The organism is Paractinoplanes polyasparticus, from assembly GCF_019710575.1.
Taxonomy (GTDB): Bacteria; Actinomycetota; Actinomycetes; order Mycobacteriales; family Micromonosporaceae; genus Actinoplanes; species Actinoplanes polyasparticus.
In genome coordinates this window covers 317,938-333,554 of sequence record NZ_JAHWFK010000007.1, presented here as the reverse complement: position 1 = coordinate 333,554, position 15,617 = coordinate 317,938, and the positions used below count along the sequence as shown (strand labels likewise).

At 71.3% G+C, this 15,617-nt stretch carries 15 protein-coding genes; 10 read left to right on the top strand and 5 right to left on the bottom strand.

Going from position 1 to position 15,617, the window contains the following annotated elements:
• The first annotated feature begins 3 nt into the window (after window positions 1–3).
• Window positions 4–477 carry a hypothetical protein gene (locus tag KXC43_RS10985; RefSeq protein WP_221375878.1) on the top strand — a complete coding sequence of 158 codons (474 nt, stop codon included), beginning with the start codon at window positions 4–6 and terminating at the stop codon, window positions 475–477.
• 3 nt (window positions 478–480) lie between these two features.
• Here the strand turns inward: KXC43_RS10985 and meaB are convergent, their stop codons facing one another.
• Both meaB and KXC43_RS10975 read right to left on the bottom strand, forming a co-directional pair.
• Entirely contained in the window at window positions 481–1,434 is a 954-nt protein-coding gene (gene meaB, locus KXC43_RS10980) for a methylmalonyl Co-A mutase-associated GTPase MeaB (RefSeq protein WP_221375877.1), read from the bottom strand.
• Window positions 1,431–2,615, bottom strand: a complete 1,185-nt coding sequence (locus KXC43_RS10975) for an acetyl-CoA C-acetyltransferase (RefSeq protein ID WP_221375876.1) — start codon at window positions 2,613–2,615, stop codon at window positions 1,431–1,433. Before KXC43_RS10975 ends, meaB begins: the two co-directional genes overlap by 4 nt.
• A gap of 82 nt (window positions 2,616–2,697) precedes the next feature.
• Between KXC43_RS10975 and mce the strand changes: the two genes are divergently transcribed.
• The 4 genes from mce (at window position 2,698) to KXC43_RS10955 (ending at window position 7,608) form a co-directional block, all read left to right on the top strand.
• Complete coding sequence (gene mce / locus KXC43_RS10970) at window positions 2,698–3,186, top strand: methylmalonyl-CoA epimerase (protein ID WP_221375875.1); 489 nt, start codon at window positions 2,698–2,700, stop codon at window positions 3,184–3,186.
• Between the two features lie 259 nt (window positions 3,187–3,445).
• The gene (locus KXC43_RS10965; protein ID WP_221375874.1) at window positions 3,446–4,747 is read left to right on the top strand and encodes a DivIVA domain-containing protein; all 1,302 of its coding nucleotides are present in this window, start codon (window positions 3,446–3,448) and stop codon (window positions 4,745–4,747) included.
• Between the two features lie 240 nt (window positions 4,748–4,987).
• The gene (locus KXC43_RS10960) at window positions 4,988–6,394 is read left to right on the top strand and encodes a coiled-coil domain-containing protein (RefSeq protein ID WP_221375873.1); all 1,407 of its coding nucleotides are present in this window, start codon (window positions 4,988–4,990) and stop codon (window positions 6,392–6,394) included.
• Window positions 6,395–6,426: 32 nt separating this feature from the next.
• A complete protein-coding gene (locus tag KXC43_RS10955; protein ID WP_438870870.1) occupies window positions 6,427–7,608 on the top strand; it encodes an AI-2E family transporter in 1,182 nt (393 codons plus the stop codon).
• On the opposite strand, the gene KXC43_RS10950 is transcribed toward KXC43_RS10955, so the two are convergent.
• Both KXC43_RS10950 and KXC43_RS10945 read right to left on the bottom strand, forming a co-directional pair.
• Complete coding sequence (locus tag KXC43_RS10950; RefSeq protein WP_221375872.1) at window positions 7,605–8,399, bottom strand: alpha/beta hydrolase; 795 nt, start codon at window positions 8,397–8,399, stop codon at window positions 7,605–7,607. The two genes, KXC43_RS10955 and KXC43_RS10950, sit on opposite strands and share 4 nt — an antisense overlap.
• A 13-nt stretch (window positions 8,400–8,412) precedes the next feature.
• Entirely contained in the window at window positions 8,413–8,754 is a 342-nt protein-coding gene (locus KXC43_RS10945; RefSeq protein WP_498370561.1) for an Rv1322 family protein, read from the bottom strand.
• Between the two features lie 101 nt (window positions 8,755–8,855).
• On the opposite strand from KXC43_RS10945, the gene KXC43_RS10940 reads away from it, so the two are divergent.
• Genes KXC43_RS10940 through KXC43_RS10930 form a run of 3 tightly spaced genes read left to right on the top strand, consistent with a single transcriptional unit; the run spans window position 8,856 to window position 12,501 of the window.
• Window positions 8,856–10,346 carry an aldehyde dehydrogenase family protein gene (locus tag KXC43_RS10940; protein ID WP_221375871.1) on the top strand — a complete coding sequence of 497 codons (1,491 nt, stop codon included), beginning with the start codon at window positions 8,856–8,858 and terminating at the stop codon, window positions 10,344–10,346.
• Window positions 10,347–10,363: 17 nt separating this feature from the next.
• Window positions 10,364–11,011 carry an ABC transporter ATP-binding protein gene (locus tag KXC43_RS10935; protein WP_221375870.1) on the top strand — a complete coding sequence of 216 codons (648 nt, stop codon included), beginning with the start codon at window positions 10,364–10,366 and terminating at the stop codon, window positions 11,009–11,011.
• A complete protein-coding gene (locus KXC43_RS10930; RefSeq protein WP_221375869.1) occupies window positions 11,008–12,501 on the top strand; it encodes a DUF6297 family protein in 1,494 nt (497 codons plus the stop codon). The genes KXC43_RS10935 and KXC43_RS10930 overlap by 4 nt, the downstream gene beginning before the upstream one ends.
• Window positions 12,502–12,900: 399 nt before the next feature.
• Here the strand turns inward: KXC43_RS10930 and nucS are convergent, their stop codons facing one another.
• Window positions 12,901–13,560 (bottom strand): endonuclease NucS, encoded by a 660-nt coding sequence (gene nucS / locus KXC43_RS10925; protein ID WP_221375868.1) that lies wholly within the window; start codon window positions 13,558–13,560, stop codon window positions 12,901–12,903.
• A 70-nt stretch (window positions 13,561–13,630) separates the two neighbouring features.
• On the opposite strand from nucS, the gene KXC43_RS10920 reads away from it, so the two are divergent.
• Window positions 13,631–14,245: a DUF4126 domain-containing protein gene (locus KXC43_RS10920; protein WP_221375867.1), complete on the top strand. Its 615-nt coding sequence runs from the start codon at window positions 13,631–13,633 to the stop codon at window positions 14,243–14,245.
• A gap of 8 nt (window positions 14,246–14,253) precedes the next feature.
• On the top strand, window positions 14,254–15,603 hold the full coding sequence (locus KXC43_RS10915; RefSeq protein WP_221375866.1) for a hypothetical protein: 1,350 nt from the start codon (window positions 14,254–14,256) through the stop codon (window positions 15,601–15,603).
• The last annotated feature ends 14 nt before the right edge of the window (window positions 15,604–15,617 follow it).

Here is a 15,617-nt window from a genome sequence, read left to right as displayed (position 1 = left end):
ACCATGATCGACCCCGTCACGTTCCCCCGTGTGGGCGGCACCACCGCCACCTATCTTCACCCTCTGTTGCAGTCGACGGTGCTGCAGTCGACGGTCCTCGCGTCGGCGGCGAAGCCGGCCGAGGCCGCCCCGGTCGCCACCCAGGTGAACACGCCCGCGGTGACCGCGGTGGCCGCGGTGCAGCCGACCGCCGCCTACGCCGAGAGCCTGGCCCGTGACGCTGCCACCGCGGTGCGCACGGCCACGATGACCGCCAAGACGACCCGCACCGGCACGCCGGCGGCCGAGGCCGACCCGTTCGACCAGCTGGTCCGTCAGGCCGTGATCGACCGCACCTCGTCCCAGGTCGGCATGCTGCTGACCCGGGCCGCGGCCGAGCGCCGGGTCGCGCTGACCTCGGGCCTGCCGGCGGCGCGCCTCGCCCAGATCGACACCACCACGTCGCGTCTCTACCACGCTCTGGACGTGCTGGTTTAGGCCTCAGAGGCCCTTGATCAGCTCGTCGGCGGCCGCGTAGGGGTCGAGTTGCCCCGTCGCGACCGCCGTCGCGAGCGTGCTCAGCGCCGTGCCCTCGCGCAGGTCGCCGATGCGGGCGCGCAGCGTGCCCAGAGCGATCGCCTCGATCTCGACCGCGGCCCGGCGCTCGCGGCTCGCCTGCAGCGCGCCGCCCGTCTCCATCCAGGCCCGGTGCTTGCCGATCGCGGCCACGATGTCGTCGATGCCCTCGCCCTGGACGGCCGTCGCCCGCACCACCAGGGGCCGCCAGTCGCCCGGGGCGCGCTCGCCGAGGCCGAGCATGCCCTGGATGTCGCGGTAGGTGGCGTCGGCGCCGGGGCGGTCGGCCTTGTTGATGACGAAGACGTCGGCCACCTCGAGCACGCCGGCCTTGACCGCCTGGATGGCGTCGCCCATGCCCGGCGCGAGCAGCACCAGCGTCGTGTCGGCGAGCGAGGCGATCTCGACCTCGGCCTGGCCGACCCCGACCGTCTCGACCAGGATCACCTCGCAGCCGGCGCCCTCCAGAACGCGTACGGCCTGGGGTGTCGCCGCCGAGAGGCCGCCCAGCTGCCCACGGCTGGACATCGAGCGGATGTAGACGCCGGGATCGGTGGTGTGGTCCTGCATCCGGATGCGGTCGCCCAGGATCGCGCCGCCGGTGAACGGGCTGGACGGGTCGACCGCGAGCACCCCGACCCGGACGCCGGTCGCGCGCAGGGCCCGCACCAGCTCGTTGGTGGTGGTCGACTTGCCCACCCCGGGCGCGCCGGTGAGACCGACGACCTGAGCTCGGCCCGCGTACGGAGCCAGGGCCGCGGCCACCTCGGGCAGCGCCGGATCGCCGTTCTCGACCAGGGTGATCAGCCGCGCCACCGAGCGCGCGTCGCCGTCGCGCGCCTTCGCGACCAGCGCGCCGACGTCGTGCCGGGGCCTCACGCCGAAGGCGCCTTGATGATCAGCGCGTCACCCTGCCCGCCGCCGCCGCACAGACCGGCCGCGCCGTAGACGCCGCCGCGACGCTGCAGCTCCAGAGCCAGGGTCAGCACCAGCCGGGCGCCGGACATGCCGATCGGGTGACCCAGCGCGATCGCCCCGCCGTTGACGTTGACGATGTCCTCGTCGACCTTGAGCTCGCGCATGGACTGCAGCACCACCTGGGCGAACGCCTCGTTCATCTCGATCAGGTCGAGGTCGGTGACGCTCAGGCCCTTCTTGTCGAGCGCGTGCCGGATGGCGTTGGCCGGCTGCGACTGCAACGAGTTGTCGGGCCCGGCCACGTTCCCGTGCGCGACGATCTCGGCCAGCCAGCTCAGTCCGAGCTCCTCGGCCTTTTCCTTGCTCATGACCACGACCGCGGCCGCGCCGTCCGAGATCGGCGACGAGCTGCCGGCGGTGATCGTGCCGTCGGGCGTGAACGCCGGCCGCAGCTTGGACAGCGACTCGGCCGTCGCGTCGGGCCGCACGCCCTCGTCGGTGTCGACCACCGGGTCGTCGGCCCGCTGACCGGCCCGGACCGGAACGATCTCTTCGGCGAAGCGGCCCTCGCGCTGCGCGGCGGCCGCCCGGCGGTGGCTGAGCGCGGCGAACGCGTCCTGCTCGGCCCGGGTGATGCCGAGGTCGGCCCCGCTGCGCTCGGTGGACTCGCCCATCGAGGTGCCGTCCCAGGGGTCGATCAGGCCGTCGTACGCCGTGTGGTCGCGCACCAGCACGTCGCCGAACTTGATGCCCTGACGCTGGGTCATCAGCAGGTGGGGCGCGTTGGTCATCGACTCCATGCCGCCCGCGACGACGATGTCGAACTCGCCGGCCCGGATCAGCTGGTCGGCCAGCGCGATGGCGTCGAGGCCGGAGAGGCAGACCTTGTTGACGGTGAGGGCCGGGGTGGTCATCGGGATGCCGGCCGCGACGGCCGCCTGCCGGGCCGTGATCTGGCCGCCGCCGGCCTGCAGCACCTGGCCCATGATGACGTACTGCACCTGATCGGGCCGCACGCCGCCGCGCTCCAGGGCCGCCTCGATCGCGTAGCCGCCGAGCGTCGTGGCCGGCAGGTTCTTGAGATTGCCGAGCAAGCGGCCCATGGGGGTGCGGGCGCCGCTCACGATCACCGAGCTGACCACGGTCTTCGCTTCCGATCTGCCGAGGCGGACAAAGGGGGGACCCCTCGCTGGCCTTAACGGCCGTTTAGGCAAGACTAATAGGATGACCGAGCTTCCACCTAGTGCCACTTCCCCCGAGAATCTCACATCCGGCGAGGTAGGGCTGTTGCGCGTCGATCATGTCGGCATCGCGGTGGCCGACCTCGACGCGGCGATGGCCTTCTATGCCGACACCTTCGGCCTGCGGTGCGTGCACGAGGAGACGAACGAGGAGCAAGGCGTACGGGAAGCGATGCTGGCGGTCGGCGACGACGCCGGCCCCCGCCTGCAGCTGCTCGCCCCGGCGCGGCCCGACTCGGCGATCGCCAAGTTCCTCGACCGCAGCGGCCCCGGCCTGCAGCAGCTGGCCTACACCGTGGCCGATGTGGAGGCTGCGTCGGCCGCACTGCGCGCTCGTGGTCTGCGCCTGCTGTACGACACCCCGCGCCGGGGCACCGCCGGGTCGCGGATCAACTTCGTGCACCCGAAGGACGCCGGGGGTGTTCTGGTGGAGTTGGTGGAGCCTGCCGGGGTTCGTACGCCTAAAGGGTGAATCATCCTGACGTGGGGGCGGCGTCCTGGCAGGATCTCGGGACAGAGCGGGCCGCGTCGCCGGTCCTCGCTCGACGGTGCTCCGGTAACCCCTGGATACAGCAGGTGACGACGGGCCGAACCGGGCCCGCCGCCCGGGCGGAGTGCTCCGGCCGAACGGGGGACCTGTGGGTCGCGGGCCTGCTCAAAGCTGATCTACGTGTCTTTTCCGATGCACGTCCGGTCTTGCGTGGCTCGTGCGTCTTCGCCAGGATGGCCCAATGCCCCAGCAGCAGGATCAGAATTTGGCGTTCTTCGACACCGCGAACTCTCAGCACGACTTCACCGTGGTGCTCCGCGGGTACGACCGCGGGCAGGTGGACGCCCACCTGGGCCGCATCGTCGCCGCGCTCAACCAGTCCGAGCAGGCCCGTGGCGAGGCCGAGCAACGGATGAACGACGCCCAGCGCCGGCTGCGCCAGGCCGAGCAGCGGCTGAACGCGGTCGAACAGAAGCTGGCCGACAGCAACAAACTGCTGGAGGAGAACAACCGGCCGACGCTCTCCGGGCTGGGCACCCGGGTCGAGCAGATCCTGCGGCTGGCCGAGGAACAGGCCAACGACCACCGGAGCGAGGCGAAGCGAGAGTCCGAGGGCATCCTCTCCGCCGCCCGCCTCGAGGCCCGTGAGATCACCGACAAGGCGCGGGCCGAGGCCGCCGCGATGAAGGCCACCGCCGAGCGCGAGGCCGGCCAGGTGCGCACCCACGCCGAGCGTGAGGCGGCCGAGGCCCGGGTGCAGGCCCGCCGCGAGGCCGACACGCTGCGCTCCGACGCCGACCGCGAGACCAAGCAGCTGCGCACGGTCACCTCGCACGAGGTCGCCGAGCTCAAGTCGACGGTCGAGCGCGAGGTCGCGTCGCTGCGGGCGACCGCCGAGCGCGAGATCACCCAGCAGCGGGCCAAGGCCTCCCGCGAGGCCGAGGAGAAGCGCGCCGAGGCGACCAAGTTGCTGACCGACGCCCGCGACAAGCGCGACAAAGACCTGCAGGCCCTCGCGCTCGAGATCGCCGAACGCCGCGAGAAGGCCGAGCGCGAGGAATCGCAGCGCCACGCCGCTCAGGTCAACGCCACCCAGAAGATGGTGGCCGAGGCCGAGGAACGGGCCCGCGCCGCCGAGGACCGCTCCAAGGAGATCTCGCAGCGCGCCGAGCAGCGCCGCATCGAGTCGGAGCGCAACGCCGCCGAGACCACCGAGAAGGCCCGCGCCCTGGCCGAGAAGACCATCAGCGAGGCCCGGGCCGAAGCGCAGCGCCAGCTCAGCGAGGCCCGCACCGAGGCCGAGCTCACCACCCAGGCCGCCCGCCGCGAGGTCGAAGACCTGACCCGCCAGAAGGACGCGGTCACCAACCAGCTCGGCCAGATGCTCTCCGGCCTCTCCGGCCTGGTGCCGGGCGTCGGGCCGGCCAAGGCGGCCGAGGCGGTGGCCAAGGCGGCCGAGGCCACGCCCGCCCCGCGCGGTCCCGAGGGCCCCAAGCCGGCCGAGACCGACAACAAGCAGGTGCCGGCGAAGACGAATTCCTGAACCGCGAGCCGGAGCGCCGGCGGTTGCCACCTTCTTTCGGGTGCGCGACCGTGAGTGGCGCCCGGGTCGCCGGACATCGATGCGGGCCGTATCGGAGTTTCTCCGATACGGCCTCACTCGTTTCGGGCATAGCCCGATGTGGGCAAGTCGGGGTCAGACAAATCACAACTAGGCGCATATGCCGCTCGGTGGGTGTGTATCCCCCCGAGGCCGGGCGATGCGTATGTGAGGATGGACAGCATGTCGCACGGCGGGGAAATTCTTGGTCTGGGCGGAGACGCAGCAACCGAACCCAGCTTCGACATCGCCCTCCGGGGCTATGAGAAGAAGCAGGTCGAGCGGTACGTCACGCGGGCCGAGAACGAGATCGCCGCACTGGCGGCCGAGCGCGAGCAGGCGTACTCGCAGATGCAGGCCATGAACGCCCAGATCGAGCGCCTCCAGCAAGAGGTCGTGCAGGTCCGCAAGCAGAACGGCCTGGGCGCCGAGGTCTCGTTCCGCCACCTGGGCCCCCGGGTCGAGCAGATCCTCGCGCTGGCCGAGGAACAGGCCGAGGCGATCAAGGCGTCCGCCACCGACGACATCGCGGGCCGCCTGGCCGAGGCCGAGCGGGTGCGGGCCGAGGCCGAGGCCCACGCCCACAACGGCATCCGCGACTTCGAGATCGCGCTGGCCGCCCGCCGCGCCGAGGAGGAGCGGGCCGACGCGGCCAAGCGCGCCGCCTCCGAGAAGGCGCTGGCCGCGGCCCGCCAGTCGGCCGAACAGATGCGCGCCGAGGCCGAGAACACGCTGGCCCGGGCCCGCGCCGACGCCCAGCACCTCACCGACCAGACCGCGCAGCAGGCCATGCGGGCCCGCGCCGAGGCCGACGGCTACGTGAAGTCGACCCGCATGCAGGCCGATCAAGAGATCAAGGCGCTGCGCGACAAGACCCAGCAAGAGATCAACAGCCAGCGCGCCGCGGCCGACCGCGCCCACGCCGAGCAGAGCGCCGCCATCGAGCGCGACCTCGCCCAGAAGCGCCAGGCCGCGGCCCAGGAACTGGCCCAGATGCGCGCCGGCGTCGAAAAACAGTGCGCCGATCTGCGCAGCGAGGCCGACCGGTACGCCGAAGAGGTGCTGCGCCGCTCCGAGGAACAGGCCACCGCAGCCCGCAACGAGATCGCCGGCCAGCAGGAGAAGATCGCCGAGGCCGGCCGCGAGCTCGAGGCGGCCCGCGCCAAGGTCGCCGAGGCCGAGCGCGACCTGGCCGCCGCTCAGGGCCGTGCCCGCGCCGGCGCCGCGGAGGCCGAGCAGGTCGAGAAGCGCCTCGCCGCGACCCGCAAGGAGCTCGAGACCGCGCAGTCCCGGGTGGCCGAGGCCACCCGGGACGGCGAGGCCGCCGAACGGCGCGCCGCCGAGGTCCGCCGTCAGGTGCAGAGAGAGGCGAAGCGGGTGGCCGAACTGGCCGCGGCCGCGGTCATGGCCGCCGCCGCCTCGCCCGACGACGAGCCGCTGGCCGACGACGAGGCCGACACCGCCGGCACGGGCGGAGCCCACGCGGCCGACAAGCCGACCGGCCAGCACGCCGCCGCCCCGGGCAAGGTCAGCGCGTCCGCCAAGGTGACCGTCCCGCCCGCCTCCCGCGTGGGTGCCGAAGCGGAATAGAGCACGCGTGCGATAACGTCGCCGCCGAGACTGTGCGGCCGGCGTGGAAACCACCGGCACCCACCCTTGTGGAGGAACCGGTGGCGAACGACGAAGAACTGCCGGTGGAGGCGCCGGAACCGGACGACGACACGCTCGACGGGCCCGCCGAAGACCACCTCCGGGGGCGCTTCGGCCGTCCCGGGCCGCCGCTCGACCGCCGCAACCCGTTCCTGCTCGGCCTGCTCGGCGGGCTGGGCATCATCCTGGCGTACGCGATCTTCCTGGGTCTGCGCAACGCGGGATCGATCCTGGTCCTGATCTTCATCGCGCTCTTCCTGGCGATCGGGCTCAACCCGGCCGTCGTCCGGCTGCGCAGCTGGGGCCTTCCGCGCGGACTGGCCGTGGCGATCGTCGCGCTGGCCGTCGTCGGCCTGCTCGCGGGCGGCATCATCGCGCTGGTCCCCCCTCTGATCAGCCAGACCACCGAGCTGATCCAGAACGTGCCCGGCTACATACGGAGCCTGCAGCGCAGCGAGACGGTCAACGAACTGGTCCAGCGGTACGACATCGTCAACCGGGTGAGCAGCGCGCTCAACGCGGGCACGGTCGGCAACGCCGTCGGCGGTGTGGTCGGCGTGGGCCGCATGCTGGCCGGCACGGTCTTCAACCTGCTCGCCGTGCTGGTGCTGACGATCTATTTCATGGCCTCGTTCGACCGCATCCGCGAGACCGGCTACTCGCTCGTGCCGGCCTCGCGTCGGGTGCGGGTGCGGCTGCTCACCGACGAGATCCTGACCAAGGTCGGCGCGTACATGGTCGGGGCGATCTCGATCGCCGTGCTCGCCGGGGCCAGCACCTGGCTCCTGGCCGTGATCCTCGGCCTGGCCTACCCGTTCGCGCTGGCCGTGGTCGTCGCCGTCACCGACCTGATCCCGCAGATCGGCGCCACGCTGGGCGCGATCGTCGTCAGCCTGGTCGGCTTCGCCTCGTCGCTGACCGACGGCATCGTCTGTGCCATCTTCTTTGTCCTCTACCAGCAGATCGAGAACTACCTGATCTATCCGAACGTGATGCGCCGCTCGGTGAAGGTCAGCGACGTCGCGGCCGTGGTCGCCGCCCTGCTCGGCGTCGCGCTCTTCGGCGTCATCGGCGCGCTGGTGGCGATCCCGATGGTGGCCGCCGTCCAGCTGATCATGCGCGAGGTGATCGTGCCCAGCCAGGAAGCCCGTTAGTTCCGGTCCGGCATCGGCACATTGCTGAAGGCCGAGGTCGTGCGGTCGGCGTACGCGTTCATGTCGCCCGTTTCCATCGGACCGTCCCACGTGCGCGGCAGCGGAACCGGGACCGACGGCGCGACCCGGCGGACGATCTCGTCCAGGACGGTTTCGGCGTCGCCGACCCACAGATGCTTGCCCCCGTCCACCGGCAGCACCTCGCATTGCGGCACGGCGGCGAACCGCTCCTTGGCCTCGGCCGGGCGCAGATAGTCGTCGAACTCGGGCACGATCGCGGTCAGCGGCTTGCCCTCGGCGGCCCAGGCGGCCAGGTGTTCCGGCTGCGAGAAGCGCAGCGGCGGCGAGAGCAGGATCGCGCCGGCCACGGCCGGGTCGAGCCCGTGCATCAGCGTGAGGTCGGTGCCGAACGACCAGCCGACCAGCCAGATGTTGGGCAGGTCGGCGAACTCGGCGTACTCGATCGCGGCGGCCACGTCGTACTTCTCGTCGACGCCCTTCGAGAACGAGCCCTCGCTGGTGCCGCGCACGCTCGACGTGCCGCGGGTGTTGAAGCGCAGCACGGCCAGGCCAGCCAGGGCGGGCAGCCGCCACGCCGCCTTGCGGAAGACGTGGCTGTCCATCATGCCGCCGTGGGTGGGCAGCGGATGCAGGCAGACCAGGGTGGCGACGGGCTCGCGGTCGAGCGGGCGGGCCAGTTCGCCGACGAGGGTGAGTCCGTCAGCGGTCTGCAACTCGATGTCCTCGCGGTGAGCCGGGAGGATCGAGTTGGCGCGAATGGGTTGGCTCATGGTCGAAGATCCTTCATCCGTAGCGCGGGGCGTTGCGCGAGCGCTCCACATTTGGGCCGCGCCGGTCGCGGGCCTTCCAGCAACCGGTGTGCCAGTGCCGCCGGTCGGTCTCGTCGCCCCGCCCGTCAGCCGGCCACGCCACCACATGCGCCACGCCGGGGCGGATCTCGTGCATGCAGCCCGGGCACCGGTACGTCTTGACGGCGGCCCCGCCGAAGATCGACCGCACCATCCACTCGCCGTCCTGCCACTGCTGACGGCCCTCGATGCCCTTGCGGACCCGTTCGTCGGTCAGGTCGCGCAGCGGCTCGACACCGGCGTCACGACGACGGGGGTGGTTGCGGCGAGGACTCACATTCACCAGCGTACGGGTGAGCTCGATCACCAGCCCGCCGGAGCCGGAGACGCGGAATCAATGGGTGACTCGCCGGTAACAAGTGAATTAGGCTCGCATCCATGACCGCTACCCGAGTGCCCGGCCAGCCGGTGGTCGAAGACGGCGTGCTGATCTCCACCAATCCCGCCTCGGGCGCGGAGGCCGGCCGTGTGCCGGTCGCCGACACCGAGGCCGTGAACGAGACCGTGCGCCGCGCCCACGAGGCCGCCCTGTGGTGGCAGGCACTCGGCTACGACGGCCGCCGCGAGCGGCTGCTGCGCTGGCGCTCGCTGATCGTCCGCCGGATCGAGGAGCTGGCCCGGCTGACCAGCCTCGAGACCGGCAAACCGGACGCCGACGCCGTCGTCGAGGCCACCGCCGCGGTGGAACACCTCGACTGGGCCGCCCGCAACGCCAAGCGCGTGCTCGGCCCGCGCCGGATGCGCACCCGCCTGCTGGTCGCCGAGCACTCCGGTCACTTGGAATACCAGCCGTTCGGGGTGATCGGCGTGATCGGCCCCTGGAACTACCCGATCCTCACCCCGGTCGGCCCGATCAGCGGGGCGCTCGCCGCCGGCAACGCCGTCGTCTTCAAGCCGAGCGAATACACCCCGATCGTCGGCCAGTGGCTGGTCGACACGTTCGCCGAGGTCGTGCCCGAGCAGCCGGTGCTGCAGGCGGTGCACGGGCTCGGTGACACCGGTGCGGCACTGTGCCGCTCGGGGGTGGGCAAGATCGCGTTCACCGGCTCGACCGCCACCGCCAAGAAGGTGCTGGCCGCGTGCGCGGAAAATCTGGTGCCCGCCGTGATCGAGGCCGGCGGCAAGGACGCGCTGATCGTGGACGCCGACGCCGACATCCCGGCCGCGGCCGAGGCCGCGGTCTGGGGCTCGATGACCAACGCCGGGCAGACCTGCATCGGCATCGAGCGGGTCTACGCGGTGGCCCCGGTCTACGACGCGTTCGTCAGCGCCGTCGTCGAGAAGGCGGCCAAGCTGCGTACGGGCGAGGAGATCGGCCCGATCACGATGCCCCGCCAGCTCGACATCATCCGCGACCACATCGACGACGCGCTGGCCAAGGGCGGCCGGGCGGTGCTCGGCGGGCCGGACGCGGTCCAGCCCCCGTACGTCTCCCCCACCGTCCTTGTCGATGTGCCCGCCGACTCCCGCGAGATCCGGGACGAGACGTTCGGCCCGACGCTCACGATCACCAAGGTGGCCGACGTCGACGAGGCCGTCGACAAGGCCAACGACACCGCGTACGGGCTGGGTGGCGCCGTCTTCGGCAAGAGGAACGCGCTGAAGATCGCCCGCCGGCTGCGCTCGGGCATGGTCGCCGTCAACTCGACGCTGTCCTTCGTCGGCATGGGCAACCTGCCGTTCGGGGGCGTCGGCGAGTCGGGCTTCGGCCGCATACACGGCGAGGACGGGCTGCGCGAGTTCGCCCGGGCCAAGTCGATCACCGTACGCCGGGCGCCCTCCGCCCTGCCTGCGATGACCTTCGAGCGCACGCCGGCCCAGGTCGCCAACATCGTCAAGGCGCTGCGGATTCTGTACGGCCGGAAGTAACTGCTAGCGTCCGTGAAGTGGTGGATCATCCCGCGGTCGAGGTCGACGGCCTGCATGTCGGTTACGGCTCCACGCCCGTGCTGGTGGGCGTCACCCTGACCGTCCCGGCCGGCCGGGGCGTCTGCGTCACGGGCGAGAACGGCATCGGCAAGTCGACCCTGCTGCGCTGCGTCAGCGGCCTCCAGCAGCCCGACGAGGGCGCCATCCACGTCTTCGGCGGCGACCCCGGCGCCACCCCCGAGTTCTGGCGGGCGGTGGTGACCACGGTCGAACCGCCCACCTGGTATCCCGGCCTGACCGCTCGCGAGCACGCCGAACTGGTGTGCCGGGCCCACGGCCAGGACCCTTCGTCGGCGGGCGTGGACGAGGCGCTCGAGCGTTTCGGCCTGGCCACCCACGCCGACGCCATCCCGCCGTCGCTGTCGTCCGGCCAGAAGCAGCGGCTGGTCCTCGCCATCGCCCTGCTGCGCCCGAGCTCCCTGCTGATCCTGGACGAGCCCGAACAGCGCCTCGACCGCGAGGGCCGGGCCGACGTGGCCGGCCTGCTCGCCGACTACGTGGCCGGCGGCGGCTCCCTGCTCATGGCCAGCCACGACGACGCCTTCGCGGAAGCATCCGGAGCGGCCATCACCACCATGGAGTCGCTCAGCGCGGTCACGCCATGACCGCCGTCCCGCTGGCGCCCGTCCGCCGCTGGATCAGCCGCACCCAGTCCTCCCACCGCGAACGCGGCGCCACACTGAGCAGCCTGTACATCGGCGCGTTGTCCATCGCGATCATCGGCGGGATGTTCCACCGCCAGGTCGCCGAGGTCTTCTGGCCGCCCGCCCCCGACGCCTCGGCCCTGGCCGCGGGGTCGCTGGTGGCCGTCATCTACGGGTTGCTCTACCTCGCGCTACGCCGATTCGGCCCCCTCGCACTGAGCCGCCCGGCCGCGTCGTGGCTGCTCCCGGCCCCCGTCAGCCGCCGCCGGCTGCTGCTGCCGTCGCTGCGCATCACCGGCATCGTGGCCGCGGCGATCGGCGCCACAGCCGCGCTGGCGATCGCCGGCCACGCCGCGCCGCGCGCCGAGGCCGCCGACGAGGTCGCGCTGCTGGTCGGCGGCGGAGCGCTCATCGGCCTCGCCCTGGTGCTGATCGCTACAGCCGCACAGGCCGGCGGACGGTGGGGCGAGGCGCTGGACCGGGTGGTCGGCCTGGTGTTCGCGGCCGGGCTGGCCGGTCTGGTCGCCTCCACGACGCTCGACGACGCCGGGTCGATCAGCAGCTGGCCCTCGGTCACGACGCTGGGGCTGGTCGTGGGGGTGGCCGCCGTCGTGGTCCTGGCCGCGCTGGCAGTGGTGATCCGCGGTCTGGCCGCCACGCCCAGCGACCGGATCCTGGAGGCCTCCCGCACAGCCGGGACGCTGTTCGACACCGCCTTCGGCATCGAACCCTCGTTCCTCACCGACATGATCGAACGCCGGTACTGGGCCCGCCGTCACCTTCGCTCGACGAGCCTGTTCCCGCGCCTCCCCGTTCTCGTGGCTCAGGACGTCCTGCTGACCCTGCGCCGCCGCAGCCGTCTGTTGTGGCTGCTGCTCGGCGCCGCCTTGCCCGTGCTGCTCAGCAGCGCCCCCGGTTGGGTGCTCGGCGCCGCTGTCCTGGTCGGTTGCCTGGTTGCCGGGACGACCGCCACCGGCAACGTCAAGACCGACGCCGGCAACCCCGTGCTGCTCAGGCTCCTCGGTCTGTCCTCCCGCCAAGCCGTCCTCCAGCGCCTATGGGTGCCCGGAGTCCTGGCTGCCCTGTGGGCCGCCTTGGCGCTGACGCTGCTGGACGTGCTGGGTGACCTGTCGTCCGGGCCGTGGTGGGCCCTTGGTTTGGTCCTCGGGCCCATGGGGGCGGCCGCCGCGGTGCACCGGGCCCGGGTCGGGTTCGTGCGCAATGAGTTGTTGCCGCTGGATACGCCTATGGGCACGCTCTCGACCGGACCGCTCGTCAACGCCGTCATGGGGCCGGACATGCTGCTCCTCGGAATCCCGGCGTGGATCGCCATCGGCCAAGGCCGCCTCGACTGGAGCACGGTGCTGATCCAGGCGGTGATCGCTGGTGCCGGGGCGCGGTTCTATCTCGTGGGCACTACCGGGGATGACCGTACTGAGCTCTCGCATTAATGGGTTTGAAGACCTTGGGGCTCTGCCCCAAACCCCGGCCATCGCTGGAGAGCAACTCTGGCGATGGTTGCGGTGGGTGGGCTTGAGAAAGCAAACCCGAACAACCACGCGAAGCGGCCCTGTTCCGGTTACTGACCAAGGCCGAAGAACACCCACATAAACTTCAGGCGGCCGCCCCAACTGCAAGCGGCCGCGCGACCAAGCCGCGCCCCCATCAGCAGGCGCTCCACCCCAACCACCGCTTCACCCCCCGACCCCCATTGGGGGGTCGATATGGCGAGTTAAGGGCGCGCGGGGTCTACCCGGACGCGTTGGCGCGGGCCGCAGCGACCGGCCGCTCGCGCTCGGCTCCCCCTCGCGCCGACGACGCCGCATTCAGGCTGCGCAAGAAAGCCACCCTTAAAACAGAGTGAGCTCATCCTTCTTCATCCCACGAAGCTTGTCGTAATCAACAACCACACACCGAATCCCCCGATCCCCAGCAAGCACCCGAGCCTGCGGCTTGATCTCCTGAGCGGCAAAAACCCCCTGAACAGGAGCAAGAAGCGGATCACGGTTCATCAATTCGAGGTACCGGGTCAACTGCTCGACCCCGTCAATCTCCCCCCGGCGCTTGATCTCGACAGCCACAGAACCACCCTTGGCGTCCTTGAGCAGCAGGTCAACCGGCCCGATAGCAGTCATGAATTCACGGCGAACAAGGGTATGACCCTCGCCGAACGTCTCCGGGTGCGCGGCCAGCAGTTCTTGAAGATGCGCCTCGACCCCGTCCTTGACCAGACCGGGATCAACACCCAACTCGTACGAAGTGTCCTGAAACACCTCTTCCAGAGTGATCCTCAATTCCTCGCCGGCCTTGTTCACCACTTTCCAGACGCCCGGGGACTCCTGCAGTTTGCAGGGTGGGCTCATCCAGTTCAGGGGCTTGTAGGCACGGTCGTCGGCGTGGATGGAGACCGAGCCGTCGGCCTTGACCATCACGAGGCGGACTGCCGTGGGCAGGTGGGCGGACAACCGTCCGACGTAGTCGACGGAGCACTTCGCGATGACCAGGCGCACCGGACGACAGTACCGTCACGGTCGGCGTTCGCGGCAAGCGGCGTTCGCGGGGGTTTGTCATTCTGGGGTTGTGCTCGAAGCGCTCACCGGAACTGGCCTGGCCGCATCGGCGGGTCTCAACGCCTATATTCCTCTGCTGACCATGGGCCTGCTGGCCCGTTACACCGACACGATCGATCTGCCCACGGGGTGGAGCTGGCTGTCCAACGGCTGGACGTTGCTGATCCTCGCCCTGTTGCTGGCCATCGAGGTCGTGGCGGACAAGGTGCCGGTGGTCGACCACGTGAACGACGTGGTGCAGACCGTGGTGCGGCCGACCGCGGGTGGTCTGGCGTTCGGGGCGGGGTCGTCGTCCGAGACGGTGACGGTCAGCGACCCGGGCTCGTTCTTCTCCTCGCACCAATGGGTTCCGATCGCGGCCGGCGTCGTGATCGCTCTCGTCGTGCACGGGGTGAAGGCCGCGTCACGGCCGGTGGTGAACACCACAACGGCGGGATTCGGCGCTCCGGTCGCCAGCACGGTGGAAGACATCGGCAGTGTTTTGATGTCCGTCCTGGCCATCCTGTTGCCGGTATTGGTCCTGGTCGGACTGGTTCTTCTGGTGTTCGCAGGTGTCTGGGTGGTTCGCCGGCGGCGGCGCCGGCGGGCCCTGTCGGGTTCCGGCGCACGGCAACTGTTTGGTTGACTCTCCGAGTGCCCGCGCTCGCTGTTCCCGCCTTCGCCCTGACGTGGTGGGCCGCCTGCTATCTGATCGGCCGTGATCCGGCGCGGCCGGCGGCGCTGCGGGCGGCGGCCGCGCTTCTGGCGTACGCCGTGGGAGTGGCACTGTGGACTGTCGATCCGGACAGCACCGCCACCCAGGTGTTGCTGTGCGTTCCGGCCCTGCTCTGGGCGGGCGCGGCAGTGGCGCTGCTGCCGGCCTCGGTGCCGGAGCGGCGGCAGATCGACCTGGGCTGGATGCTGCTCGGCAGCCTGTTCCTGGTGATGGCGATCCTGCTCCCGCCGGTGGGGCGGCTGGTCGTGCTGGCCCCGCTGATGGGCGGGCTGTTCCTGCTCCGGCGGTTCCGCGACCAGGTCCGCCCGCCGATGCTGACCGCGGCGCTGGCCGTCGCGGCTTCGCTGTACGGGCTGGCCCTGGCCGCGTTGCTGCTGCCGGTCGAGCTGGGCTCGTCGGGGCTGGTGGTCGCCGCGATCGGGCTCGACCTGCTGATCCTCGGGTTCCTGGTCGCCGTGTCGGATGCGTTCGAGGTGGGCGAGCGGCTGCGGCCCGACCTGATCCGGTCGGCGACGGCGGCGGTCATCGCGACCGTGCTGGTGGGCGGGCCGGTGGCAGTCACGATGCTCGCGGCCGGCGACGAGCCGGTGCTGACGTACCTCCAGTTCGCTGTGCTGGCCGTGGTGATGACCGTGACGGGGCTGAGCGGGGCGGTGCTGCGCGGGCTCGACCTGCTCGCCTTCCGCAGTGACGACCGGCTGCGCCGGAACCGTTCGGCCTTGTTGCAGCTGGCCGAGGCGTTGCCCCGGCATCAGTCGCACCGCCGGCTGCAGGCCACCGACGAGGCGGATTTCCTGCGGTACGCGCGGCAGGCGCTCGACAACTACGGCAACCTGGGCCGGTTGATGCGGAGCCCGCTCACCGACCTGCCGGCGGTCGACCGGCGGTTGACCGGGCGGGCGCTCGACCAGCCGCTCGAACGGGCTACGGAGCTGCGGGCGGTGTTGCGGGCCAGCGTCGACAGTCTGCGCCCGGCCGGTCCGTTCGAGACCGGCGACGACTGGCGGCATTACAACGCGCTGCACTTCTGTGCTGTGCTGGGGCTCAATCCGTACGCCCGGAAGATGCGCACGGACGGCCTCGAGCTCGAGGCCCGGCAGGCGGTCGACTGGATGCGCCGTTACGTGCCGCGTGGCACGTTGCGGCGGTGGCACAACGAGGCCGCCGACCTGGTGGCGGCCCGGCTGTGGGCGGAACTGACCAGCCCCGACGCCCGTGGGGTGGCCCGGCCGCGAGGTAACCGGACCGCGCCGACACGCAGCACATAATCCGGCGATAAGCT